At 71.3% G+C, this 22394-nt stretch carries 18 protein-coding genes; 10 read left to right on the forward strand and 8 right to left on the reverse strand.

The genetic code is table 11. The features are described 5' to 3' along the window. Positions 1-43: 43 nt before the first annotated feature. A complete protein-coding gene (locus LO763_RS21210; RefSeq protein WP_369432050.1) occupies positions 44-2020 on the reverse strand; it encodes a molybdopterin oxidoreductase family protein in 1977 nt (658 codons plus the stop codon). A gap of 322 nt (positions 2021-2342) precedes the next feature. Next, on the reverse strand, positions 2343-3758 hold the full coding sequence (locus LO763_RS21215; RefSeq protein ID WP_230788514.1) for an MFS transporter: 1416 nt from the start codon (positions 3756-3758) through the stop codon (positions 2343-2345). Positions 3759-4054: 296 nt separating this feature from the next. Between LO763_RS21215 and LO763_RS21220 the strand changes: the two genes are divergently transcribed. From LO763_RS21220 to LO763_RS21230, 3 genes are all read left to right on the forward strand, one after another. Continuing rightward, a complete protein-coding gene (locus LO763_RS21220; RefSeq protein ID WP_230788517.1) occupies positions 4055-4972 on the forward strand; it encodes an ABC transporter ATP-binding protein in 918 nt (305 codons plus the stop codon). Further along, a complete protein-coding gene (locus tag LO763_RS21225) occupies positions 4969-6072 on the forward strand; it encodes an ABC transporter permease (RefSeq protein ID WP_230788519.1) in 1104 nt (367 codons plus the stop codon). Before LO763_RS21220 ends, LO763_RS21225 begins: the two co-directional genes overlap by 4 nt. 77 nt (positions 6073-6149) lie before the next feature. After that, positions 6150-6404, forward strand: coding sequence for a PIN domain-containing protein (locus tag LO763_RS21230; protein ID WP_230788521.1), 255 nt, complete (start codon positions 6150-6152; stop codon positions 6402-6404). Between the two features lie 5 nt (positions 6405-6409). On the opposite strand, the gene rsmI is transcribed toward LO763_RS21230, so the two are convergent. Then, positions 6410-7261, reverse strand: coding sequence for a 16S rRNA (cytidine(1402)-2'-O)-methyltransferase (rsmI, locus tag LO763_RS21235; RefSeq protein WP_369432047.1), 852 nt, complete (start codon positions 7259-7261; stop codon positions 6410-6412). 301 nt (positions 7262-7562) lie between these two features. Here rsmI and LO763_RS21240 point away from each other — a divergent pair, with 301 nt between their 5' ends. Next, a complete protein-coding gene (locus LO763_RS21240) occupies positions 7563-8123 on the forward strand; it encodes a restriction endonuclease (RefSeq protein ID WP_230788525.1) in 561 nt (186 codons plus the stop codon). A gap of 94 nt (positions 8124-8217) precedes the next feature. Here LO763_RS21240 and LO763_RS29445 read toward each other — a convergent pair whose 3' ends face one another. The 3 genes from LO763_RS29445 to LO763_RS21255 form a co-directional block, all read right to left on the reverse strand. Then, on the reverse strand, positions 8218-9579 hold the full coding sequence (locus LO763_RS29445; RefSeq protein ID WP_304608858.1) for a S1C family serine protease: 1362 nt from the start codon (positions 9577-9579) through the stop codon (positions 8218-8220). Positions 9580-9758: 179 nt separating this feature from the next. Further along, positions 9759-11258 carry a sensor histidine kinase gene (locus LO763_RS21250; RefSeq protein WP_230788527.1) on the reverse strand — a complete coding sequence of 500 codons (1500 nt, stop codon included), beginning with the start codon at positions 11256-11258 and terminating at the stop codon, positions 9759-9761. Next, positions 11255-11974 (reverse strand): response regulator transcription factor, encoded by a 720-nt coding sequence (locus LO763_RS21255; RefSeq protein ID WP_230788529.1) that lies wholly within the window; start codon positions 11972-11974, stop codon positions 11255-11257. The genes LO763_RS21250 and LO763_RS21255 overlap by 4 nt, the downstream gene beginning before the upstream one ends. Positions 11975-12289: 315 nt before the next feature. Here LO763_RS21255 and LO763_RS21260 point away from each other — a divergent pair, with 315 nt between their 5' ends. The 5 genes from LO763_RS21260 (at position 12290) to LO763_RS21280 (ending at position 19999) form a co-directional block, all read left to right on the forward strand. After that, entirely contained in the window at positions 12290-12643 is a 354-nt protein-coding gene (locus tag LO763_RS21260; protein ID WP_230788532.1) for an STAS domain-containing protein, read from the forward strand. A 270-nt stretch (positions 12644-12913) separates the two neighbouring features. After that, a complete protein-coding gene (locus LO763_RS21265) occupies positions 12914-16612 on the forward strand; it encodes a multifunctional oxoglutarate decarboxylase/oxoglutarate dehydrogenase thiamine pyrophosphate-binding subunit/dihydrolipoyllysine-residue succinyltransferase subunit (protein ID WP_230788536.1) in 3699 nt (1232 codons plus the stop codon). Between the two features lie 207 nt (positions 16613-16819). Then, positions 16820-18142: an extracellular solute-binding protein gene (locus tag LO763_RS21270; protein ID WP_230788539.1), complete on the forward strand. Its 1323-nt coding sequence runs from the start codon at positions 16820-16822 to the stop codon at positions 18140-18142. A gap of 23 nt (positions 18143-18165) precedes the next feature. After that, a complete protein-coding gene (locus tag LO763_RS21275) occupies positions 18166-19104 on the forward strand; it encodes a carbohydrate ABC transporter permease (protein ID WP_230788540.1) in 939 nt (312 codons plus the stop codon). Between the two features lie 10 nt (positions 19105-19114). Then, complete coding sequence (locus tag LO763_RS21280) at positions 19115-19999, forward strand: carbohydrate ABC transporter permease (RefSeq protein ID WP_230788565.1); 885 nt, start codon at positions 19115-19117, stop codon at positions 19997-19999. A 126-nt stretch (positions 20000-20125) separates the two neighbouring features. Here the strand turns inward: LO763_RS21280 and LO763_RS21285 are convergent, their stop codons facing one another. Both LO763_RS21285 and LO763_RS21290 read right to left on the reverse strand, forming a co-directional pair. Further along, entirely contained in the window at positions 20126-20620 is a 495-nt protein-coding gene (locus LO763_RS21285) for a hypothetical protein (protein ID WP_230788544.1), read from the reverse strand. Between the two features lie 197 nt (positions 20621-20817). After that, positions 20818-21792 carry a zinc-binding dehydrogenase gene (locus LO763_RS21290; RefSeq protein WP_230788549.1) on the reverse strand — a complete coding sequence of 325 codons (975 nt, stop codon included), beginning with the start codon at positions 21790-21792 and terminating at the stop codon, positions 20818-20820. Between the two features lie 190 nt (positions 21793-21982). Between LO763_RS21290 and sodN the strand changes: the two genes are divergently transcribed. Further along, on the forward strand, positions 21983-22393 hold the full coding sequence (gene sodN, locus LO763_RS21295; protein WP_255672874.1) for a superoxide dismutase, Ni: 411 nt from the start codon (positions 21983-21985) through the stop codon (positions 22391-22393). Position 22394: the final 1 nt, after the last annotated feature.

Here is a 22394-nt window from a genome sequence, read left to right on the forward strand (position 1 = left end):
GGTTCGGGTAGGTCTTTCGACCTATTCTCGGTGTGTCCGTTCCTCAGGGCCGGGAGGCGGGGGCGATCTTGACCGCGCAGACCTTGAACTCGGGCATGCGGCTGACGGGGTCGAGCACGTCCGAGACGGCGGCGTTGACGTTGGCCGCGCCGGGGAAGTGGAACGGGCTGAACACGGTGTCGGGCCGGATGTCGGCGGTGAGGCGCGCGGGGGCGGTGTAGGAGCCGCGGCGGGAGGTGACGCGGACCAGGTCGCCGTCGCCGATGCCGTGGCGCACCGCGGTGTCGGGGTGGATCTGGAGGAACTGCTCGCTGTCGGGGGTGCCGCCGAGGGCGTCGATGAGGCGGGTCTGCGCGCCGGACTGGTACTGGGTGAGGACCCGCCCGGTGGTCAGGTAGAGCGGGTAGACGCTGTCGCGGCGCTCGGCGGGGTGGCGGTGGTCGACGGCGATGAACCGGGCGCGCCCGTCGGGGGTGGGGAAGACGCCGTCGGTGAACATGCGGGGCGTGCCGTCGTGGCCGGGGTCCGGCACGGGCCACTGGAAGGTGCGCTCCTCCAAGCGCGCGTAGGAGATCCCGGAGTAGTCGGCCCGCCCGCCCGCGGAGGCGCGGCCGAGCTCCGCGAAGACCGCCTCGGGGTCGTCGGAGTAGGCGCCGGGGGCGTCGAACCGGGCAGCGAGCGCCTTCATGATCCACAGGTCGGAGCGGACGCCGTCGGGCGCCGGGCGCAGGGAGCGGCGGCGGATGACGCGGCCTTCGAGGTCGGTCATGGTGCCGTCCTCCTCGGCCCACTGCGTGACCGGCAGGACGACCTCGGCGAGCCGGGCGGTCTCGGACATGACGAAGTCGAAGGAGACGAGGCAGTCGAGGTCCTTGAGCCGGTCGGCGACGCGGGTGGCGCGGGGGGCCGAGACGACCGGGTTGGAGCCCAGCACGAACAGCATCTTGACCTCGTCGCCGCATTTGCGCAGCAGCTCGACCGCGGAGACGCCCGCGCCGGGGATCGCCTCGGGCTCGACGCCCCAGACCGCGGCGACGTGCTCGCGCGCCGCCGGGTCGGTGATGGACCGGTAGCCGGGGAGCTGGTCGGCCTTCTGGCCGTGCTCGCGCCCGCCCTGGCCGTTGCCCTGGCCGGTGAGGCACCCGTACCCCGAGGAGGGCCTGCCGGGCAGGCCGAGCGCGAGCGCGAGGTTGATCCAGGCGGTGACGGTGTCGACGCCCTTGGCGTGCTGCTCGGAGCCGCGCGCGGTCAGGATCACGGTCCGCTTCCCGGCCATGAGGCGCGCGGCGGCGTAGAGGTCGGGGACGCTGACGCCGGTGATGCGCTCGACGAACGCGGGCCAGTAGCCGGCGGCGGTCTGGCGGACCTCGTCGAAGCCGGCGGTGCGGGCCTCGATGTAGTCGTGGTCGAGGTAGCCCTGCTCGATCGCGATGTGCAGCAGGCCGTTCGCGAGCGCGAGGTCGGTGCCGGGGGCGGACTGGAGGTGGAGCTGCGCGGACTCGGCGGTGGCGGTGCGGCGGGGGTCGACGACGACGAGCTCGGCGTTGCGCAGGAACCGCATGAACGGCGGCATGGTCTCGGCGGGGTTGGCGCCGACGAGGACCACGGTCTCGGCGTCCTCCAGGTCCTCCTTGGGGAAGGGCAGGCCGCGGTCGACGCCGAGGGAGCGGTTGAGGGCGCCGGCGGCCGAGGACATGCAGAAGCGGCCGTTGTAGTCGATGTGCCTGCTGCCGAGGGCGAGGCGGGTCCACTTGCCGAGCTGGTAGACCTTCTCGTTGGTGAGGCCGCCGCCGCCGAAGACGCCGACGGCGTCCCGGCCGTGGGCGGCCTGGACGGCGCGGACCTTCGCCGCGACGTGGTCGAGCGCCTCGTCCCACGAGACGGGCTCGCCGCGCAGCAGGGGCCCGGTGAGCCGCTGCGGGTGGTCGAGCAGCTCGGGCGAGGTCCAGCCCTTCTTGCACATGCCGCCGCCGCGGGGGGAGGCGGTGACCTTGCCGTCGGCGTCCTCCTCGAGCCGCATCGCGCACTGGAGGGCGCAGTAGGGGCAGTGGGTGTCGGCGGTCCGCAGCGGGAGGAGGGGGCGCTCGCTCCGCTCCGGGCAGCGGCCGGTGACGGGTGGCGGCGGCGAGGCGGGGCGACGGGTGCGCGAGGAGTCCGGCACGGCGGAGCCGTTCGAGTCCGGGGAAGCGAGCGCAGCGAGCGGCTGGGCGGGGCGACGGGTGCGGGTCATGGGGCGAGTGTCCCCGCAGGTCGTTACGTCGCCACGTGGTCGGTGTTTCGAGGATGCTAAGCGGCCCGCAATCACCGCTCGGCGGCGATTGCGGGCCGGCGCTGATCGAAGGTCAGACCTTCGCGTAGGCGAGGCTGGGGGCCTTGGCGACCAGGACGGTGCGCTGGTAGCACCACCAGTTGAGGACCAGGAAGACCCCGTAGGCGCCGACGAACGCCCACATCGCCGGGACGACCGAGCCGGTCTGCTCGTTGGCGATGCGGAAGCCCTGGTTGATGAGGAACCCGCCGAACGCGCCGATGGCGGAGATCCAGCCGAGCGCGGCGGCGGTGATCTTCTTGGCCTGGAGGACCCCGGCCTCGTCGGCGCGGCCTCCGGCCGCGGCGGCGGCCTCGGCCTGGAAGATCGCCGGGATCGACCGGTACGTGGACCCGTTGGCGACGCCGCTCATCGTGAACAGCAGCATGAACGAGCCGAAGAACAGCGGGAACGAGGCGGCGTTGATGCCCCAGACGGCGCCCATGGCGCCGACGGCCATGAGGGCGAACGCGAGGCTGGTGATGGGCGCGCCTGCGAGCCGGTCGGCGAACCAGCCGCCGAGCGGGCGGGCGAGGGAGCCCACGAGCGGGCCGAGCGCGGCGATCCACAATGCGTTGAAGTCGGGGAACGAGATCTTGATGACCAGCGGGAACGCGAACGAGTAGCCGATGAAGGACCCGAACGTGCCGATGTAGAGGACGCTCATGATCCAGGTGTGGCGGCGCGCCAGCGCCGGGACCTGCTCGCGCAGGGGCGTTCGCGCGACCGCGAGGTTGTCCATGGCCCGCCAGGCCATGACCGCGGCGAACACCGCGAGCACGAGCCACAGCAGGGGCACGTTGTGCAGGTAGAAGGCGCTGCCCGCGTCGGTCGCGCCCTGCGAGGTGCCGAGGACGGCGACGCCGATGACCAGGGGGCCGGCGAACTGGACGGCCGAGACGCCGATGTTGCCGCCCGCGGCGTTGACGCCGAGGGCCGCGCCCCGGTGGCGCTCCGGGTAGAAGTAGGAGATGTTCGCCATGGAGGACGCGAAGTTGCCGCCGCCGAACCCGGCCGCGACGCCCGCGGCGACGAACATCCAGTACGGGGTGCCGGGGGTCATGACGCAGTAGGCCAGGAGCGCGGTGGGCAGGACCAGTAGTGCGGCGGAGATGACGGTCCAGTTCCGGCCGCCGAACAGGGCCACGGCGGCCGTGTAGGGGATGCGCAGGAACGCGCCGACGAGGTTGGGGACGGCGGTGAGCCAGAACAGCTGGCTGGTGGTGAAGCCGTAGCCCGCGGCCGCCAGGTAGGGGGTGATGATGCTGAACATCGTCCACACCGAGAAGCCGAGGTGCTCGGCGAGCACCGACCAGGCCAGGTTCCGCCTCGCGATCCTGCGGCCGGTGGAGCGCCAGAACGCCTCGTCGTCGGGCCGCCAGTCGTCGATCCAGCCCTTGCGGGCGCCGGTCGGCCGCGGCGGCGCCGCTGAAATCGGTGTCGCTGTCATGGCCCCACCCTCGGGCAGCGGCGTTGCCTGGACGTGCGCCGCCTGTGCCGGCGCCGTGAAGTTCGGCGCACGGTCCTGTTACGGACGGTGTGAAAGGGGCGACCCGCGGCCGGGTGCGAGAAGGGGACCGCCGCCGGGCATGAGCGATGCTCGCGCCCCGGAACCGTCGCACCCCTGGGGCACGCTTGAACCGGGGGGCCCTGCGAACGCCCGATTTGCCGGGAACCGCCGTTCACGTTCGCCGCCGCCCGGCCGAGAAGCCGGTCACATCGCACAATGGCCTAGCGTTAGCGTCTATGGACGCCGCCATCGAGGTCGCCGACCTCCGCAAGACCTACCGCGGCCGCAGGACCGGTGAGATCCGGGCGGTCGACGGGGTGAGCTTCCGCGTCGAGCGCGGCGAGTTCTTCGGCATCCTCGGCCCCAACGGGGCCGGGAAGACCACCACCCTCGAGATCGTCGAGGGCCTGCGCCGGCCCGACTCCGGGACCGTGCGCCTGCTCGGCGCGTCCCCGTGGCCGCACTCCCCCGAGCTGACCGGCCGCGTCGGCGTGCAGCTCCAGGCCTCGGCGTTCTTCGAGTTCCTCAGCGCGAAGGAGCAGATCGAGACGTTCGCCGAGCTCTACGGCGCGACCCGGGACCGCGCCGCCGAGATGCTCGAACTGGTCGGCCTCGCCGAGCACGCGAACGTGCGGTGCGAGAAGCTCTCCGGCGGCCAGCAGCAGCGCCTGTCGATCGCCTGCGCGCTCGTCGGCGACCCCGAGCTGGTGTTCCTCGACGAGCCCACCGCCGCCCTCGACCCGCAGGCGCGGCGCAACCTCTGGGACCTCATGCGCGCCATCAACGCCGAGGGCCGCACCGTGGTCCTGACCACGCACTACATGGAAGAGGCCGAGGCGCTCTGCGACCGGGTGGCCATCATGGACGCCGGGAGGATCAAGGCCGTCGACTCCCCCGCCGGGTTCGTCAAGGGCCTCGACGCGCCCACGCGCGTCACCGTCGCGGCCGGGCAGCTCACCGACGAGCGCGTCAAGGAGCTCGCCGCCGGGGAGGCGGTCACCGCGGACGGGGCGGCCGTGGTCTTCGAGACCCGCGACCCGCGGAAGCTCCTGACGGCCCTCGCGTCCGACGGGGCCCTGGAGGGCCTCGCGGTGCGCACGGCGAACCTCGAGGACGTGTTCCTGCACGTGACCGGACGGGAGTGGCGCGCATGAGCCTCGACACCGAGACGACGCCGCGGGCGCGCGTGGGCGCGCCGCGCGGCAAGGCGTTCCTGAGCCTGTTCAAGGCCCTGGGCCGCGGCTGGCTGCGCGACCGCAGCCAGGTGTTCTTCACGATCCTGCTGCCGCTGATGTTCATGGTCCTGCTGTCGAGCGTGTTCGGCTCCACCGGGGGTTCGACCCCGCGGGTCCTGGCCGTGGGCGAGGTGCCGGTGCTCGAGGGCGCCGACCCCGACGACGTGGCGGTCGCCGCGGCCGCCGACCTGGACGAGGCGCTGGCGCTGCTGCGCGAGGGCGAGGCGGACGCCGCGGTGGTCCAGGACGGCGAGCGGGTGCTGATCTACCCGTCGCCGACGAGTTCGACCTCGGGCGCGATCGCCGCGGGCGAGATCTCGGCGCTGGTCGACGACGTGAACGTCGAGGTCCTCTCGGCGGCGGCCCCCGGCGAGCCGGTGCTGACCGCCGAGGTCGAGGAGGCCGACGGCGGGGCGCTGCGGCCCATCCAGTACCTGGCGCCGGGCATCCTGGCGTGGGGCATCGCGATCTCGGGCGTGTTCGGCGCGGCCGGCACGATCGTGGACTGGAAGCGCGACAAGCTGCTGCGGCGGCTGCGGCTGACGCCGGCGTCGGTGTCGACGTTCCTGGGCGCGAAGGTCTCGGTGAACCTGGTGGTGGCGCTGGGGCAGACCGCGGTGTTCCTGGCGGTGGCGGCCCTGGTGTTCGGGCTGGAGCTGTCGGCGTGGACGTGGTTCGCGGCGCCGCTGGTGCTGCTGGGGACGCTCGCGTTCCTGGCGATCGGGGTGGTCATCGGCGGGATCGCGCAGACCGGACCGGGCGCGGCGGGGCTGAGCAACCTGGTGACGATGCCGATGGCGTTCGTGTCGGGCGCGTTCTGGCCGCTCGCGCTGTCGCCGGAGTGGGTGCAGTGGCTGTCGTACCTGTCGCCGATGCGGTACCTCAACGAGGCGTTGCAGGCGGTGGTGGTCTACGGCGAGCCGCCGGGCGCGGTCCTGCCGCAGATCGGCTTCCTCGCGGTCTTCGCGGCGGTGGTCGCGGCCGTGTCGTGGAAGACCTTCAGGTTCGACGAGCTCTGAGCGTGTCGCGACCTGGAGAGCGGGTCGCGCCCTCCCGCCTCCCCGCAGCGTTCATGCGCGCCCTTCGAGGCATGGCGATGGGGAACGAGATCGACCTCGATCGAGCCGAGTGGGCCGTGCGAGAGCACTTCGAGCCCGGGGTCCGCCTCATCGAGCCCGATGCCGCAGTGTTCGATCGCGCATGGAAGCCGCGCCACGGCCTCAGCGCCTACGATGCGCTCCATGCGGCGATCGCGGAGCGGCTCGGCCATCCGCTGCCCGCTTCCGATGCCCGCATGGAGGCTTCAGGAGCGGCACACCGCGAGATCAAGGTGCTTCGCTCCGGCGAATAGGAGTATCAGTCCGCCTTGAGGACCGCGTCGTAGACGTCCCTGCGGCTCACGCCGTACTTGACCGCGACCTCCTTCATGGCCGCCTTGCGGTCGGTCCCGCCCTCCTCGAGCGCGGCCACGGCCGCGGCCATCGCCTCGGGGGTCGCCTCGCTCGCGTCCGGGCCCGTCCAGCCCGAGACCACCAGCGTGATCTCGCCGCGCGGCGGGTCCGCCTCCGCGCCCTCGGCGAGCGCGCCCAGTCCGCCGCGCCGGACCTCCTCGTGGGTCTTCGTCAGCTCCCGGCACAGCGCCGCCGGGCGCTCATCGCCGAACGCCGCGGCCATGGCGCGCAGCGTCTCCGCGACCCGGCGCGGCGACTCGAAGAACACCATGGTGCGCCGCTCCTCGGCGAGCTCGGCGAAGCGCCTGCGGCGCTCGCCGTCCTTGCGCGGCGCGAAGCCCTCGAAGCAGAACCGGTCGCACGGCATCCCCGACAGCGCCAGCGCCGTCGTCACCGCGCTCGCCCCCGGCGCGCAGGTGACCGCGATCCCCGCGTCGACCGCGGCCCTGACCAGCCTGAACCCGGGGTCCGACACCGACGGCATGCCCCCGTCGGTGATGACGGCGACCCGCTTTCCGTCGTACAATTGTTCGAGAAGGGTCGTCGTTCTCCCGCTCTCGTTCGCCTCGAAATAGGAGGTGATCGCAGCCCCTGGAACGACTTCCAGTTCGCTCAGGAGCCGCCGAAGGCGCCGGGTATCCTCTGCGGCGATGACGTCGGCCCGGGCCAGCTCGGTCCGGAGCCGAGGCGAGGCGTCCTCTGGATTTCCCAGCGGCGCACCGAGAAGCACCAAAACGCCTGTTGATGATGTCGACACCCGGCCAGTATCCCCCACCGCCCGCGGCGGGGACGGCTGCCGGGGGACGCGTCGCGGCGGGCCGCACATGCAGGCTGCCGCTCCATGCTGTCGGGTACCGGACATAGCCCTTACGCGTGAGCGAACAGTAACGGATACTTGTAGTCACAACACAGGCGACATAACGCTAACCGCACGCCCTCTGAACCAAGTGGAGGCCGCCTTGTCCGTGATCCTCAGAGTTGGAGCGGGAATCGCCGCTCTCATCCTCGGTTACTTCGTTCTCGGATTCATAGCGGAGCATTGGGCCTGGTTCGCCTCGGTGGCGATCCTGTTGGGGGGCACGACGCTGGCCGGCTGGATCCTGTTCCGCAGCCGCGGTCACGAGCACCACCGCGACCGCGCCATGACCGCCGAGCGCCACGCGCTCATGCGCAGCGTCGACAAGATGAACATCCCGGCGTTCGACGCGATGATCGGCCAGCTCCTGGTCGGCCTGGGCGCCAAGCGCGTCAAGAAGTTCGGGCACCGCAAGAACGACCTGGGCTGCAACTACGTGGTCACCTTCGCCAACGGCAAGCGCCTCATCGTGCGCGCCAAGAAGGACGACCGCGCGATGCGCAGCCGCAACGGCAACCGCCACGTCCAGATCCTCGGCGGCGAGATCAAGCCGCGCTGGGACTGCGACGCGGGCGTGCTCATCACCAACGCCAACCTGCACTGGATGCACCACGCCTCCCGGAACGAGGCCGTGGCCGCGCAGCTGGGCGTCCTCATCGTCGACCGGATCCGCCTCGCGGAGTGGATCGAGACCGGCGAGGGCCCCGCCGAGCTGCGCCCGGTCCGCGCCGCGATCCCGGCGAGCAGCGCGCCCGCCCAGTGAGCTCCACCGCGCCGGGAGGCAGCGCTCTGCGGCGCGGTGACACGATCGCGGCCCCGGACCTCGCGTCCGGGGCCGCGGCGCTGCGCCGGGGGCGTCAGGAGGCGGCGAGGGTCGCCGTGGTCTGCTGCTCCTGCTGGTCCCTGGTGTAGGTGATGGCGATCTCGGTGCCCGAGGCGGTGCCCTGGACGGCCGCGACCACTTCGGAGGCGCTGGTGATCGGCTCGCCGTTGACGGCGGTGATGATGTCGCCCTCCTGGAGCCCGGCGGCCTCGGCCGGCGAGCCGCCTTCGACGCTGAGGACCATGGCCCCGTTGCCGTCGGTGTCGGCCACCGAGACGCCGAGGTAGCCCTGCTCGACCGAGCCGTTCTCGATGAGCTGCCCGACGACGCTCTGCACGGTGTTCGACGGGATCGCGAAGCCCAGGCCGATGGAGCCGGAGTCGGTGGTGGCGATCGCGGTGTTGATGCCGATGAGTTCGCCGTTGCCGTTGACGAGCGCGCCGCCGGAGTTGCCGGAGTTGATCGCCGCGTCGGTCTGGAGGAGCCCGGTGAGGGTCTGGCCCTGCTGCTGGAGGCCCTGGGACTGCTCGCCGGCGACGGTCATGGACCGGTCCAGGGCCGAGACGATGCCGGTGGTCACGGTGCCTTCGAGGCCCAGCGGGGAGCCGATCGCGACGGCGGCGTCGCCCACCTGGATGCCGTCGGAGTCGCCGAAGGCGACGGGGGTGAGGTCGTCGACGCCGGAGACCTGGATGACGGCGAGGTCCTGCGTGGAGTCGGTGGCGATGATCTCGGCGTCGGCGGTGGTGCCGTCGGAGAAGCGGACCTCGACCGTCTGGGCGCCGTCGACGACGTGGTTGTTGGTGACGATGTAGCCGTCCTCGGAGTAGACCACGCCCGAGCCCTCGGCCGAGTCGGTCACGATGGTGACCACCGAGGGGCTGACCTTGTTGACGATCTCGGTGTAGGTCATGCCGCTGCCCGCGTCCATCGACACGGACTCCACGACGGTGGTCCCGCCGCCGTTGTCGTTCAGGAACCATCCGGCGGCGCCGCCGGCGCCGCCGGCGATCAGGGCCAGGGCGAGCGCGCCGGCCACGAGCCTGCCGCGGCCGCGGCCCTGCGGCGCGGGCGGGCGCTGCTGGTACATGGGGGGGACGGGGGGCCCGGCGGGGTGCCAGGCGGGCGCCTCTCCGGGGGCGGCCATCTGCGGGGCGCCGGCCGGGGCGGGCGACCCGGCGGGCTGGAGGACGCGGGTGTGGTCGGCGGGCGGGCCGGCGTGGTGCGGCGGGGGCGGGGCGGCGGGCTGCGGGGCGGTGGCGTGGACGGGCGCGGCGGGCCCGCCCGGGGTCGCCGGGGGGAGGCTCGGTGCGGCCGGTCGTTCGGCATCGGGGGCCCGCTCGGGGCCCTGCGGTTCGGCCCCCTCGGGGCCCTGGGTGCTCTCATCGGTGCTCATGTAAGGAAGCATGCGGGTCGCAGCTCTCGGCCCGCTGCGAAAACGCCTTAAAACCCTTTAATGATCCGAACGGCGTCCAGGGGCGGGCGCACTGGTCAGGGCGGCCGGAACCGCGCGTCGGCGCGGCCGGCGGCGGCCGCTGCGGGCGGCGCTCCCTTGGAGAAGTCACAGCGGGCCGCTCAGGCGGCGGGCGGCTCGGCGGTGAGGCGCACGGTGAAGACGGTGCCCTCGCCGGGTTCGGAGGCGACCTGGACGGTCCCGCCGTGGGCCTTGACGATGGCGGCGACGATCGCGAGGCCCAGTCCGGACCCGGGGTGGACGACCGCGTCGGCGCGGAAGAACCGCTCGAAGACCCGCTCGGCGGTCGCCGGGGACATGCCGGGCCCGTCGTCGGCGACGGTGAGGCGCACCGTCTCGTCCTCGTCGGCGGCGATCGCGACGCTGACGTGCGTGCCCGGCGGGGTGTGCCGGACCGCGTTGGACAGGAGGTTGTCGAGGACCTGGCGCATGCGGGCCCGGTCGGCGGCGACCACGGTCGACCCGCCCGGGACGGACTCGAAGCTGAACTCGTGGTCCTCGGACATGACCGCGTGGGCGGCGACGGCCTCGTGGCCGAGGACGGCGAGGTCGACCGGTTCGGTCTCGACGGGCCGCTCCTGGCCGAGGCGCGCCAGGTGCAGCAGGTCCCCCACGAGCAGGCCCATGCGCTTGGCGGCCTCCTCGATCTGCCCGATGTAGTGCTGGCGCTCGGCCTCGGGCATCTGCGGGTTGGTGCGCACCAGCTCGGCGTAGCCGCGCACGTTCGTCAGCGGCGTCCGCAGCTCGTGCGAGGCGTCGGCGATGAACTCCCGCATCCGCTCCTCGGAGTCGTGGGCGCGCTCCTCGGAGTACTCGCGGGCCCGGATCGAGCCCTCGATCTTGGTGAGCATCGAGTTGATGGCGTAGCCGACCCGTCCGACCTCGGTGCTCGGGTCGTGCTCGGGGACGCGCCGCGAGTAGTTCCCCGCGGCGATCATCGCGGCGGTGTTCTCGATCTGGCGCAGGGGCGAGAGGCTGGCGCGGACCAGTCCGACGCCGATCGCGGCGAGGCCGGCCAGGACGCCCGCGCCGATGAGCAGGTCGACCCAGACGAGCCCGGCGACGGTCTTGTCGAAGTGCGCGAGCTTGTAGGACAGGATGTAGTAGGCGTCGGCCTGGAGGTTGTGCGCGCCGGGGTCGTACTCGGGGTCGCCGGTGCCGACCCGGGTGCCGGGCAGGCCCAGCACGCGCCAGCGGGTGGTGCCGTCCTCGCCGAGGGCGGTGAAGGCCTCGCCTCCGGCGGCCTGGAGGTCGTCGTAGTCGAACACGGGCATGTCGGCGCGGTTGTCGGGCCGGTCGAGGCGGTTGCCGTCGGGGCCGAGGTAGGTGAAGATGTACTGCTCGGGGCGGAGGGCGGGCCCGTCCTCGGAGCCGGCGAAGTTGTCGAGGTCGAACGGGTCGGGCTTGAAGCTGAGCAGCTGGGTCTCGAGCTCGTCGTCGACGGTGCCGAGGAAGTAGGAGTGCAGCGCCAGGATCGTGGAGACGCTGATGAGGATGAGGGAGCCGGCCACGAGGACGAGCACGGCCGCGGTGAGCCGGACCCGCAGCGGGATGCGGTCCCACCGGTCGCGGACGCCTTCGAGGACGCGCGGTGAGCTCAACGATGCTGCTCCCGCAGGACGTAGCCGATGCCCCGCAGGGTCTGGATGAGTTTGGGCTCGCCGGTGTCGATCTTGCGGCGCAGGTAGGAGACGTAGGACTCGACGATGCCGTCGTCGCCGCGGAAGTCGTAGCGCCACACGTGGTCGAGGATCTGGGCCTTGGAGAGGACGCGCCCGGCGTTGATCATGAAGTAGCGCAGGAGCTTGAACTCGGTGGGCGAGAGCTGCACGGCCTTGCCGGCGCGCCAGACCTCGTGGGTCTCCTCGTCGAGTTCGAGGTCGGCGTACTGGAGGCGGGAGGGGCGGGGCAGCTCGCCGGCGGAGCGGCGCAGGACGGCGCGGATGCGGGCGACGACCTCCTCGAGCGCGAAGGGCTTGGTGATGTAGTCGTCGCCGCCGACCGAGAGGCCGGTGACGGTGTCGGCGGTGTCGTCGCGGGCGGTGAGGAACAGCACGGGGGTGTGGTCGGAGCCCGAGCGCATCCGGCGCACGACCTCGAAGCCGTCGAAGTCGGGGAGGTTGACGTCGAGGACGACCAGGTCGGGGCGGTGGCGGGCGATGGAGCGGAGGGCCTCGTCACCGGTGCCGACGGCGTGGACGGCGAAGCCGGCGTAGCGCAGGGAGGTCGCCAGCAGCTCGCAGATGTTCTCCTCGTCCTCGACGACGAGGAGGGTGGCCTCGGTCTCGGTGCTCGGCTGGCCAGTGGAAAGCGGCATATGCCTCTCACAGGGTCGGCGGGTCAGGGCTCCGCAGGTCACAAGGTGGTTCTGAAGCATACGCCGCCGCGCAGGGCGCGCCAAGCCGCGACTGTCGCGCTCCAGGCGGGGGCACAGGCGGAGGGGCACGGACGGGGGACACTGTCGGGTGACCTTCGTCCCGGTGGCGGGCGGGTTCGCGGGAAACGACCTCGCGTGAGGTGTTTTCCGTCGTCACCGTCGGATAGACTTTGTGTCGCAGCCGAGGCTGGGCTTCGCCGTCCGAGCGGGGCCCATGTGCTCGGGCCGGGGCACCCTACCGAATCAGGTGAGTTCATGACGTTGTCCATCGAGACCGCCACGACCGACGCCGGGGTCGTCACCGTCGAGCTGGCAGGCGAGGTCGACTACGCGACCGCGCCCCAGATCCGCGAGACGATCACCAACGCCCTCGAGGCGGGCGGAGCCACCGCCATCCGGGTCGACGTCGCCAAGGTGACGGTCCTCGACTCGACCGGTATCGGCACCATCGTGGTCGCCTACCGCATCGCCCGCGAGATGGGCGTGGCGCTGGCGGTCGTCAATCCCAACCGCTTCATCACGCGCCTCTTCACCGTCGTCGGCGCCGAGGAGCTCCTGGAGGAGCCCACCGAGACGTTCGCGAACAAGGAGCGCTCCGCGGCCGGCTAGCCCGCGCCGCCGTCCCGACCGACAGGAGGCCGCCGTCCCGCGAGGGGCGGCGGCCTCGTCGTCCAGGCCCCGCCCGGCGGCGCGAAACGCCGCTGTGGCGAACGAGACTCGCACCCCTTTCGCCCTGCTGCGCAGTGCGTTCGCACCGTCCCGAGTGATCGGCTCCGCAACGGCGTTGCCGGTACTACACTTTTTCCTCCCCCCGGTTACCCTTGAGTCCGGGGACTGCCGTCCCCGTCCACGCAGCGTCAAAGAAGAGGCGATTCAGTCGTGTCGAGTGCGACTCCGGGCAGCCCGTTGACCGATTTCGGTGCCAATGAGTGGCTGGTCAACGAGATGTATGAGCGTTACCGCGAAAACCCCGACAGTGTGAGCGCCGGGTGGCGCGAGTTCTTCGGGGGCGATCCGACGACCGCGCAGTTCAACGACGAGCAGCCGTCCGCGGACGGGGCGAAGGCCGAGCCAGCCGAGGCGGCGCCCGCCGCCCGGGCCACGCCCGCGCCCACTCCGGAACCGGAGCCCGCACCGAAGGCCGCGCCCGCCGAGGCCGCGCCCGCCCCTGCCGCTGCGGCCCCACCATCAGCGAAGAAAGCGGATCCCGTCGTGAACGAACCCGGCACCAAGCCGCTCAAAGGCGTCGCGGCCAAGGTAGCCCAGAACATGGACGCTTCACTGGAGATCCCCACCGCGACCTCGGTCCGGGCGGTCCCCGCGAAGCTCCTGTTCGACAACCGGATCGTCATCAACAACCACCTCAAGCGCGGCCAGGGCGGGAAGGTCTCCTTCACGCACCTCATCGGCTACGCGCTGGTGCAGGCGGTCAAGGCGCACCCGGGCATGAACGCCTCCTACAAGGAGATCGACGGCAAGCCGCAGCTGGTCACCCCCGAGCACGTCAACCTGGGCCTCGCCATCGACCTCGCCAAGCCCGACGGCACCCGCACGCTCGTGGTGCCCTCCATCAAGCACTGCGAGTCGATGGACTTCCGCGAGTTCTGGCAGGCCTACGAGGACCTGGTCCGCAAGGCCCGCGGCAACAAGCTCACGATGGAGGACCACGCGGGGGCGACGCTGACGCTGACCAACCCAGGCGGCATCGGCACCGTCCACTCCGTGCCGCGCCTGATGCAGGGCCAGGGCCTCATCGTCGGCGTCGGCGCCATGGAGGTGCCCGCCGAGTTCGCCGGGGCCTCCGACGAGACCCTCTCCGACCTGGGCGTCTCCCGGATCATGACGGTGACCTCGACCTACGACCACCGGATCATCCAGGGGGCCGAGTCCGGCCAGTTCCTGGCCACGCTGCACAAGCTGCTGCTCGGCGACGACTTCTTCGACGAGGTCTTCCGCTCGCTGCTGATCCCCTACGAGCCGGTCCGCTGGGTCCGCGACGTCTCCAAGACGCACGAGGGCCAGATCGACAAGACCGCGCGGGTCATCGAGCTCATCCACGCCTACCGGGTCCGCGGCCACCTCATGGCCGACACCAACCCGCTGCACTACGAGATCCGCCGCCACCCCGACCTGGACATCCTGTCGCACGGCCTGACCCTGTGGGACCTGGACCGGACCTTCCCGGTCGGCGGGTTCGCGGGCCAGCAGCGCATGAAGCTGCGCGACATCCTCGGCGTCCTGCGCGACTCCTACTGCCGCCGCGTCGGCGTGGAGTACATGCACATCCAGGACCCCGAGGAGCGGGCCTGGATCCAGCGGCGCATCGAGGTGCCGTTCGAGAAGCCGAAGGTCGAGGAGCAGAAGCACATCCTCGGGCGCCTCAACGCCGCCGAGGCCTTCGAGACGTTCCTCCAGACCAAGTTCGTGGGCCAGAAGCGGTTCAGCCTCGAGGGCGGCGAGTCGCTCATCCCGCTGCTCGACCGGGTCCTCAACGAGGCCGCCGGCGCCGCGATCGACGAGGTCGTCATCGGGATGCCGCACCGCGGGCGCCTGAACGTGCTGGCCAACATCGTGGGCAAGAAGCTCTCCAAGATCTTCACCGAGTTCGAGGGGCACATCGACCCCAAGAGCATCGGCGGCTCCGGCGACGTCAAGTACCACCTGGGCCTGACCGGCAAGTTCACCTCCCCGGACGGGAAGTCCGAGACCGTCGTGTCGGTCGCGGCCAACCCCTCGCACCTGGAGGCCGTGAACCCGGTCCTGGAGGGCATCGTCCGCGCCAAGCAGGACCGCCTGGACCTGGGCGAGCAGGGCTTCACCGTCATGCCCGTGGCCATCCACGGCGACGCGGCCTTCGCGGGCCAGGGCGTGGTGGCAGAGACGCTGAACCTGTCGCAGCTGCGCGGCTACCGCACCGGCGGCACCGTGCACGTGGTCGTGAACAACCAGGTCGGCTTCACCACCGCCCCGTCGCACTCGCGCTCGTCGCTGTACTGCACCGACGTCGCGCGCATGATCCAGGCGCCGATCTTCCACGTCAACGGGGACGACCCCGAGGCCGTGTGCGAGGTCGCCAAGCTCGCCTTCGCCTACCGCCAGCAGTTCCGCAAGGACGTCGTCATCGACATGGTCTGCTACCGGCGCCGCGGGCACAACGAGGGCGACGACCCGAAGATGACCAACCCGCAGATGTACGAGGTCATCGACGGCAAGCAGTCGGTCCGCAAGCTCTACACCAGGGCGCTCATCGGCCGCGGCGACATCACCATGGAGGACGCCGAGGAGGCCCTGGCGGACTACCAGGCGCAGCTGGAGCGGGTGTTCCGCGAGACCAAGGAGGCCCTGTCGGGGCAGACCGGTCCGCTGCCGTGGCGCCACCAGCCCGAGCCGGCGGCCGACGTCGACACCTCCGTGGACGCCGAGACCATCGCGATGATCGGCAAGGCCCACACGACCCTCCCCGAGGGCTTCGGGCCGCACAAGGCCGTCCGCAAGGTCCTGGAGAAGCGCAGCGAGATGTCCGTGTCGGGCACCGTCGACTGGGCGTTCGCCGAGACGCTCGCGTTCGGGTCGCTCCTGATGCAGGGCAAGCCGGTCCGCCTCGCCGGGCAGGACTCGCGGCGCGGCACGTTCGTGCAGCGCCACGCCGTGGTCATCGACCAGGCCACCGGCGAGGAGTACACGCCGCTGGCGCACCTGGGCGAGCGCACCGCGAAGTTCTTCATCTACGACTCGCTGCTCTCGGAGTTCGCCGCGCTCGGCTTCGAGTACGGCTACTCGGTGGAGAACCCCGAGATGCTGGTCGCCTGGGAGGCCCAGTTCGGCGACTTCGTCGACGGCGCCCAGACCATCATCGACGAGTTCATCTCCTCGGGCGAGGTCAAGTGGGGCCAGCACTCCGGTGTGACCCTGCTGCTGCCGCACGGCCACGAGGGCGCCGGCCCCGACCACACCTCGGGGCGCATCGAGCGGTTCCTCCAGCTGTGCGCCGACGAGAACATGCGCGTGGTCAACTCCACGAGCCCGGCCAACTACTTCCACCTGCTGCGGCGCCAGGCCCTCGACCCGGTCAAGAAGCCGCTGGTGGTGTTCACGCCGAAGTCGCTGCTGCGCCACAAGGCCGCGGTCAGCCAGCTCGACGAGTTCACCGGCGGCCGCTTCCACCCGGTCCTCCAGGACCCGGCCGTCGCGAGCGGCGAGATCCGCGCCGAGGACGTCGAGCGGGTCCTGCTGTGCTCGGGCAAGGTCTACTACGACCTGGCCGCCGCCCGCAAGAACCGCGGCGTCGCCGACACCGCGATCCTGCGGGTCGAGCAGCTGTACCCGCTCCCGGCCGAGGAGCTCAAGAGCGCCCTCGGGGCGTTCCCGAACGCGACCGACACCGCGTGGGTCCAGGAGGAGCCGGCGAACCAGGGCGCCTGGTCGCACATCGCGCTCAACCTGCTGGAGCAGCTCGGCGGGGTCCACCTGCGCCGCATCTCCCGCCCGGCCGCCGCCGCGCCGTCCACCGGCTCGCCGAAGGTCCACGAGGTCGAGCAGCAGGCGCTGGTCGACGTGGCGGTGCCGCAGCCGCAGTAGTACGACGACGCGGACGGGGGAGGCCTGAGGCCTCCCCCGTCCGCGTTTTCCGAAAAATATTCGGACAGGTGGGCACGTCAGCCCCACTGGCAGCGGTTTCTATATATGCACACTCTTGACTCCACTGATGAGAACGGTAACAATGACAGGGCGGCCCACCCTTCGTACGGCCGTCCCGACAAAGAATCACATTGGAGTGATGCATTGATGCCGAACCATCCCTCGCCACCTGGATCCCTGTCCAGGCGGGCGCTCCTCACGGGGACGGCGGCCGCCGCCGGCATCGGCCTGGCCGGCTGCGGCTCGGCCACGGACGCCTTCAGCGGCCAGACCACGGTCAAGCAGTGGAACCTCCTGGCCGGCTCCGACGGCGCCATCATGACCGACATGCACCGCCAGTTCATGGACGAGACCGGGATCGAGCTCAAGGCCACCACCTTCGCCTGGGGCACCCCGTTCTACACCAAGCTGGTCATGGGCGCCTCCGGCGGCAACGCCGCCGACGTCGCCACCATCCACCTCTCGCGGCTCGAGAGCCTCTCCCCCGACACGCTCCTGGAGGCCATCGAGCTCGACGAGCTCGTCGCGGCGGGCCTCGACCCCCAGGACTTCCCGACCGCCATCTGGGAACGCTGCTTCGTCGACGACCGGCTCTACGCCGTGCCGATCGACACCCACGCCCTGGTGAACTACTACAACCGCACCGTCTGCGAGCAGGCCGGGGTGCTCAACGCCGACGGCACCCTCCTGGAGACCCACGGCGTCGAGGAGTACTTCGACCTCCTGCGGGCCGTCAAGGACGTCACCGGCGAGTACGGCACCTCGCTCGACACGAACGCCGGATGGCGCCAGTTCTGGGCCTGGTACCGCCAGCAGGACGGCGAGTGGACCTTCCACGAGGACGGCTTCGAGCTCGACGACGACAAGGCCCTCACCGCCATCGACGTCATGTGGCGCATGGCCGAGGAGGGCCTGTGCCCCCGCATCTCCGACGGCGGCGCGACCGCCGCGAACTTCGAGAACGGCCTCGGCGGCCTCGTCCAGGTCGGCAACTGGGAGATCACCCGCTTCCGGGCGTTCAACGAGGCCCAGGGACTCGACTTCTCCATGTGCGAGATGCCCGACTTCTTCGGCAACCGCCGCACCCAGGGCGACTGCCACACCTACGTGCTGCCCAGGCACAACACCTGGTCCGAGGAGGGGCGGGCGGCCACGATCGAGTACGTCTCCTGGATGCTCCGGCACAGCTTCCAGTGGGGCGCGGGGGCCGGGCACACCCCGGCCTACCTGCCGGTCACCGAGAGCGCCGAGTACCAGGAGCTCGAGCCCAACGCCGAGTACGCGGGCGTGGTCGACAACGTCCAGTTCGACCCCCAGGTCTGGTTCTCGGGCTCGGCCGCGCGCCTGGCCGACGAGGTCGCCCAGGTCCTCGCGGGCGTCTACGCGGGCAACACCCGCCCCGAGGACGCGCTGGAGGCCGTCAAGCAGCGGGCGCAGACGCTGGTCGAACTCCCCAACCCGATCGATTAGAACGATTCATAGGGACCTCTCTCATGACTACTGACACCGAAGCGCCCGCCGCGGCGCCGACGGCGGAGCAGCCGCCGCCGACCGCGGCGCGGGCCCCCAAGCGCCGCTCGTGGCTGGGGCTGTGGTTCGTCCTCCCGTTCACCGCCGTCTACGCCGTCTTCATGCTCTGGCCGATGCTGCTCGGCCTGTACTACTCCTTCACCGACAAGAGCCTCACCGGCCGCCCCGTCTCCTGGATCGGCCTGGACAACTGGGCCGAGGCGTTCGGCGACGAGAAGGCCTGGGACTCGCTGTGGAACACCGCGTGGTTCACCCTCCTCAGCACGCCCCCGCTCGTGGTCCTCGGCCTCGCGTTCGCCCTGCTGGCGCACCGCGCCCGCAAACTGGGCTGGTTCCTGCGGCTGTCGTTCTTCGCGCCGTTCGTCATCCCCGTCTCCGTGGTCACCATGGTCTGGGTCTGGATGTACCAGCCCGCCGGCGGCCTGTTCAACCACTACCTGGGCGAATGGGGCCTGGGCGCCGACCACCTGTGGGTCTTCCAGGAGGACTCGATGGCCTCGGTCGTCATCACCACCGTGTGGTGGACCCTCGGCTTCAACTTCCTGCTCTACCTGGCGGCGCTCCAGACCATCCCGGCCGAGGTCTACGAGGCCGCCGACATCGACGGCGCGAACTCGCTCCAGAAGCTGTGGGGCATCACCCTGCCGCTGCTGGGTCGCACCACCGCGCTCGTCATCGTGCTCCAGCTGATCGCCTCGCTGCGCATCTTCGACCAGTACTACCTGATGGCCGGAGGCGGCATGAACCTCTCGCCGGAGAACGTCTTCATCCAGTACATGTACAACTCCGGCTTCACCGGACTGAGGGTCGGCTACGCCTCGGCGCTGTCCTACATCCTCTTCTTCTTCATCCTGCTCGTGGCCCTCGTCCAGTTCCGCCTGATGTCAAGGAAGGAGGACTGACGTGACCGCCATGCAGACGCAGACGGAGGCGCGCCCCTCCGAGACCGAACCCCGTCCCCCCGGGCGCCGGCGCCGCCGGCTCACCGTCGGCACCGCCCTGGTCTACTTCGCGGCCTTCTTCCTGGCCCTGCTGTGGCTGGTGCCGTTCCTGTGGGCCCTGTCCACCTCGTTCAAGACCGAGACCGACGCCAGCCTCGGCCAGCCCGTCCGGTGGATCCCCCCGGAGTGGTCCCTCGAGGGCTACCGGGTCCTGTTCGAGCGCGGCGACCACGTCACGTGGATGGTCAACTCCACGGTGGTCTCCACGATCGTGACCGTCCTGACCCTCGTGCTGTGCGTGCTCGCCGCCTACGGCTTCTCGCGGCTCGACTTCCCGGGCAAGAAGGTCGTCTACGCGGTGATCCTGGCCGGGATCATGGTGCCGCCGCAGGCGCTCATCATCCCGCTGTTCGACGTCGTCAGCTCCCTGAAGATGGTCGACACCTACTGGGGCCTGGCGCTGCCGCAGGTGGTCGCCCCGGTGATGATCTTCATCCTCAAGCGGTTCTTCGACGCCGTCCCCCGCGACTACGAGGAGGCCGCCCGCCTCGACGGCGCGGGGCACCTGCGGACGCTGTGGAGCGTCGTCCTGCCGCTGTCGGGCCCGATCCTGGCGGCCGTCGGCATCTTCACCTTCATCGGCTCCTGGAACAACTTCCTGTGGCCGCTGCTGGTCGCCAACGACCCCTCGATCATGACCCTGCCGGTCGGCCTCGGCGTCGTCGCGGGCGGCTACGGCCTGTTCTACGCCCAGAACATGGCCGCCGCGGTCCTCGGCGCGCTGCCGCTGCTGATCGTGTTCATGCTGTTCCAGAAGCAGATTGTCAAGGGCGTCGCCGGCGTCGGCCTGAAATAGGCTCCCCCCGGTGAAAGAGGCGGGACGCGCAATGTCGCGTCCCGCCTCTCGGCGCCTCCGGGCATGGACCCGCCCGGTGTGCGGTGTCGGCGCTTCAGCGCCGCGGTGTTCCCGGAGCCGCCGCGATCACCACACCCCCTCCTTGACCAGGCACGAGGCCGGCGCGTACCCGACGGTGTCGCCGGACTGGATCCGGACCCACTGCGTCTCCCATTGCAGGCCCGCGCAGCCGATGGTCCTGCCGCCCTCGACCGGGTCGCACGCGCCGTTGACCTCGGTCCGGTTGTGCAGGCGGATGAGCCGGCGCGCGCCCATGTCGGTCTCGGTGAAGATCGAGACGCCGAACGTGGCCTCGACCGTGTACGCGCACGCCAGCGACTGCTCGCGGCTCCAGCCCTCGGAGAGGATCGCGTGGCGCGCCGCGATCGGGTGCGCCTCGGTCCCCGAGGCGCCGGTGCCCGTCCCGTGCGACGAGACGCTCTCCCCGTGCCTGGCCAGGGCGACGGCCACGGCCGTGATGGCCGCGGCGATCGCGATCCGTACCAGGAGCTTCTTCGTGACCCCCCAGGTGCTCCCGGCGGCGGATCTGAGCCCGCCCTTGACCCGACCCATTACCGACATGGCCGCTCTCCCCCTGCCCTCGGCGCCCGCCCCTTCCCTTCGGCGGGCGCTCGGCGACGACGCCGGCGGGCGCGGAGGCGCTCGCGGCGGCGTCCACTACAGGGTGGGGGCGGGCGGGGCCGGCACGTGGCGGAACGGCGCAGAAACCGGTCCCGCTGTCGTCCATCCGACCCGGCGGCGGTTACAGCGGTGTGGTGCTAGCGCAGCACCACGACCTTCCCGAACGACTCCCCCGAGGCGAGGCGGCGCAGGGCGCCCTCGGCGTCCTCGAGGGCGTGGGTCGAGTCGATCACGGGCCGCAGGCCGCTCTCGGCGCAGAACAGCAGCAGCTCGGCCAGCTCCTCGCGGGTGCCCATGGTCGACCCGAGGATCTCCAGCTGCTTGAAGAAGACGTGGCGCAGGTCGACCTGCGGCGCGTGGCCGCCGGTGACGCCGCAGTTGACCAGGCGGCCGCCCGGTTTGAGCGACTTGATCGAGTGCTCCATGACCGGCTCGCCGACGGAGTCGACGACGATGTCCACCCGCTCGGGCAGGCGGCCGTCGGGTTCGACGGGGACCGCGCCGAGCTCGGCGGCCCGCTCGCGGCGCTCGGGGCTGCGCCCGGTGGCGTACACGCGGGCGCCGAGGGCCTTGGCGAGGACGATCGCGGCGGTCGCGACGCCGCCGCCGGTGCCCTGCACGAGCACGGCGCCGCCGCCGTCGGGGGCGCTGCCGGGCAGGCGGCCCCGGGTGGTGAGCATCCGCCAGGCCGTGAGGTAGGCGGTGGGCAGGCACGCGGCCTCGGCGGCGGTCCAGCCCTTCGGGACCGGCAGGAGGTTGCGCGAGGGCACCGAGACGTGCTCGGCGAGGGTGCCCGGGTGGAGTTCGGACAGGAGCGTCCGCTTCGGGTCGAGGGTCTCGTCCGCGAGGGAGGCGTCGGCGATGACGGGGTAGACGACGACCTCGTCGCCCTCGGCGGTCCGCCCGACCGCGTCGGTCCCGAGGATCATCGGGCACTGGTCGGCGCGCAGGCCCACGCCCTGGAGGGACCAGAGGTCGTGGTGGTTGACCGAGGCGGCGACGAGTTCGACGCGGGTCCAGTCCGCGGGCGTCTCCGGCGGGTCGATCTCACCCACCGAGAGGGCCGAGAAGGGGTCTTCGGGGTTCACGTTGCGGGCGTATGCGGCGAGCATCGGGTCGACCTCCGGTCTTGGCGCAGCTGGCGGGCCGCCGTGCGGTCGAGCGGCCATTGCACTGTCCATCATGGTGTTCGGCGGAAAGCAGTGTCGCGTCTCTAACTCTAGGGGCCGGACCGAAACGGGCGTCGGGAGAGGTAGGGTCGGCGGTGGAATCACACTCACCGGAAAGAAGCTGGAGGGGCCCATGTTCAAGCCTCTGTTCAAGCGGCTGCTGCCGCAGATCTCGGCTTCGGCTCACTGCGACCTGCCGTGCGGGGTCTACGACCCGGCGCAGGCGCGCATCGAAGCGGAGTCGGTCAAGGCCATCAGCGAGAAGTACCAGGCCAACGAGGACCCTGAGTTCCGCACCCGCGCCCTGATCATCAAGGAGCAGCGGTCGAACCTGGTCAAGGAGCACCTGTGGGTGCTGTGGACCGACTACTTCAAGCCGCCGCACTTCGAGAAGTACCCGCAGCTGCACACGCTCGTCAACGAGGCGACGAAGCTCGCGGGCGCGGCCGGCACCAAGGGCCACGCGGACCCGCAGGTCGCCGACGACCTGCTCGCCAAGATCGACGAGATCGCCGCGATCTTCTGGGAGACCAAGAAGGCCTAGC

Source organism: Glycomyces amatae (assembly GCF_020991375.1).
Lineage (GTDB): Bacteria > Actinomycetota > Actinomycetes > Mycobacteriales > Micromonosporaceae > Glycomyces > Glycomyces amatae.

Bases quoted from the DNA above. Each gene is read 5' to 3' on its own strand.
- LO763_RS21230 (WP_230788521.1), top strand. From the start codon at position 6,150: ATGGGGAACGAGATCGACCTCGATCGAGCCGAGTGGGCCGTGCGAGAG.
- LO763_RS21225 (WP_230788519.1), top strand. From the start codon at position 4,969: ATGAGCCTCGACACCGAGACGACGCCGCGGGCGCGCGTGGGCGCGCCG.
- LO763_RS21255 (WP_230788529.1), bottom strand. From the start codon at position 11,974: ATGCCGCTTTCCACTGGCCAGCCGAGCACCGAGACCGAGGCCACCCTC.
- LO763_RS21210 (WP_369432050.1), bottom strand. From the start codon at position 2,020: ATGCGGCTCGAGGAGGACGCCGACGGCAAGGTCACCGCCTCCCCCCGC.
- LO763_RS29445 (WP_304608858.1), bottom strand. From the start codon at position 9,579: ATGAGCACCGATGAGAGCACCCAGGGCCCCGAGGGGGCCGAACCGCAG.
- LO763_RS21290 (WP_230788549.1), bottom strand. From the start codon at position 21,792: ATGCTCGCCGCATACGCCCGCAACGTGAACCCCGAAGACCCCTTCTCG.
- LO763_RS21285 (WP_230788544.1), bottom strand. From the start codon at position 20,620: ATGTCGGTAATGGGTCGGGTCAAGGGCGGGCTCAGATCCGCCGCCGGG.
- LO763_RS21280 (WP_230788565.1), top strand. From the start codon at position 19,115: ATGCAGACGCAGACGGAGGCGCGCCCCTCCGAGACCGAACCCCGTCCC.
- LO763_RS21275 (WP_230788540.1), top strand. From the start codon at position 18,166: ATGACTACTGACACCGAAGCGCCCGCCGCGGCGCCGACGGCGGAGCAG.
- LO763_RS21260 (WP_230788532.1), top strand. From the start codon at position 12,290: ATGACGTTGTCCATCGAGACCGCCACGACCGACGCCGGGGTCGTCACC.
- LO763_RS21270 (WP_230788539.1), top strand. From the start codon at position 16,820: ATGCCGAACCATCCCTCGCCACCTGGATCCCTGTCCAGGCGGGCGCTC.
- sodN (WP_255672874.1), top strand. From the start codon at position 21,983: ATGTTCAAGCCTCTGTTCAAGCGGCTGCTGCCGCAGATCTCGGCTTCG.
- LO763_RS21215 (WP_230788514.1), bottom strand. From the start codon at position 3,758: ATGACAGCGACACCGATTTCAGCGGCGCCGCCGCGGCCGACCGGCGCC.
- LO763_RS21220 (WP_230788517.1), top strand. From the start codon at position 4,055: ATGGACGCCGCCATCGAGGTCGCCGACCTCCGCAAGACCTACCGCGGC.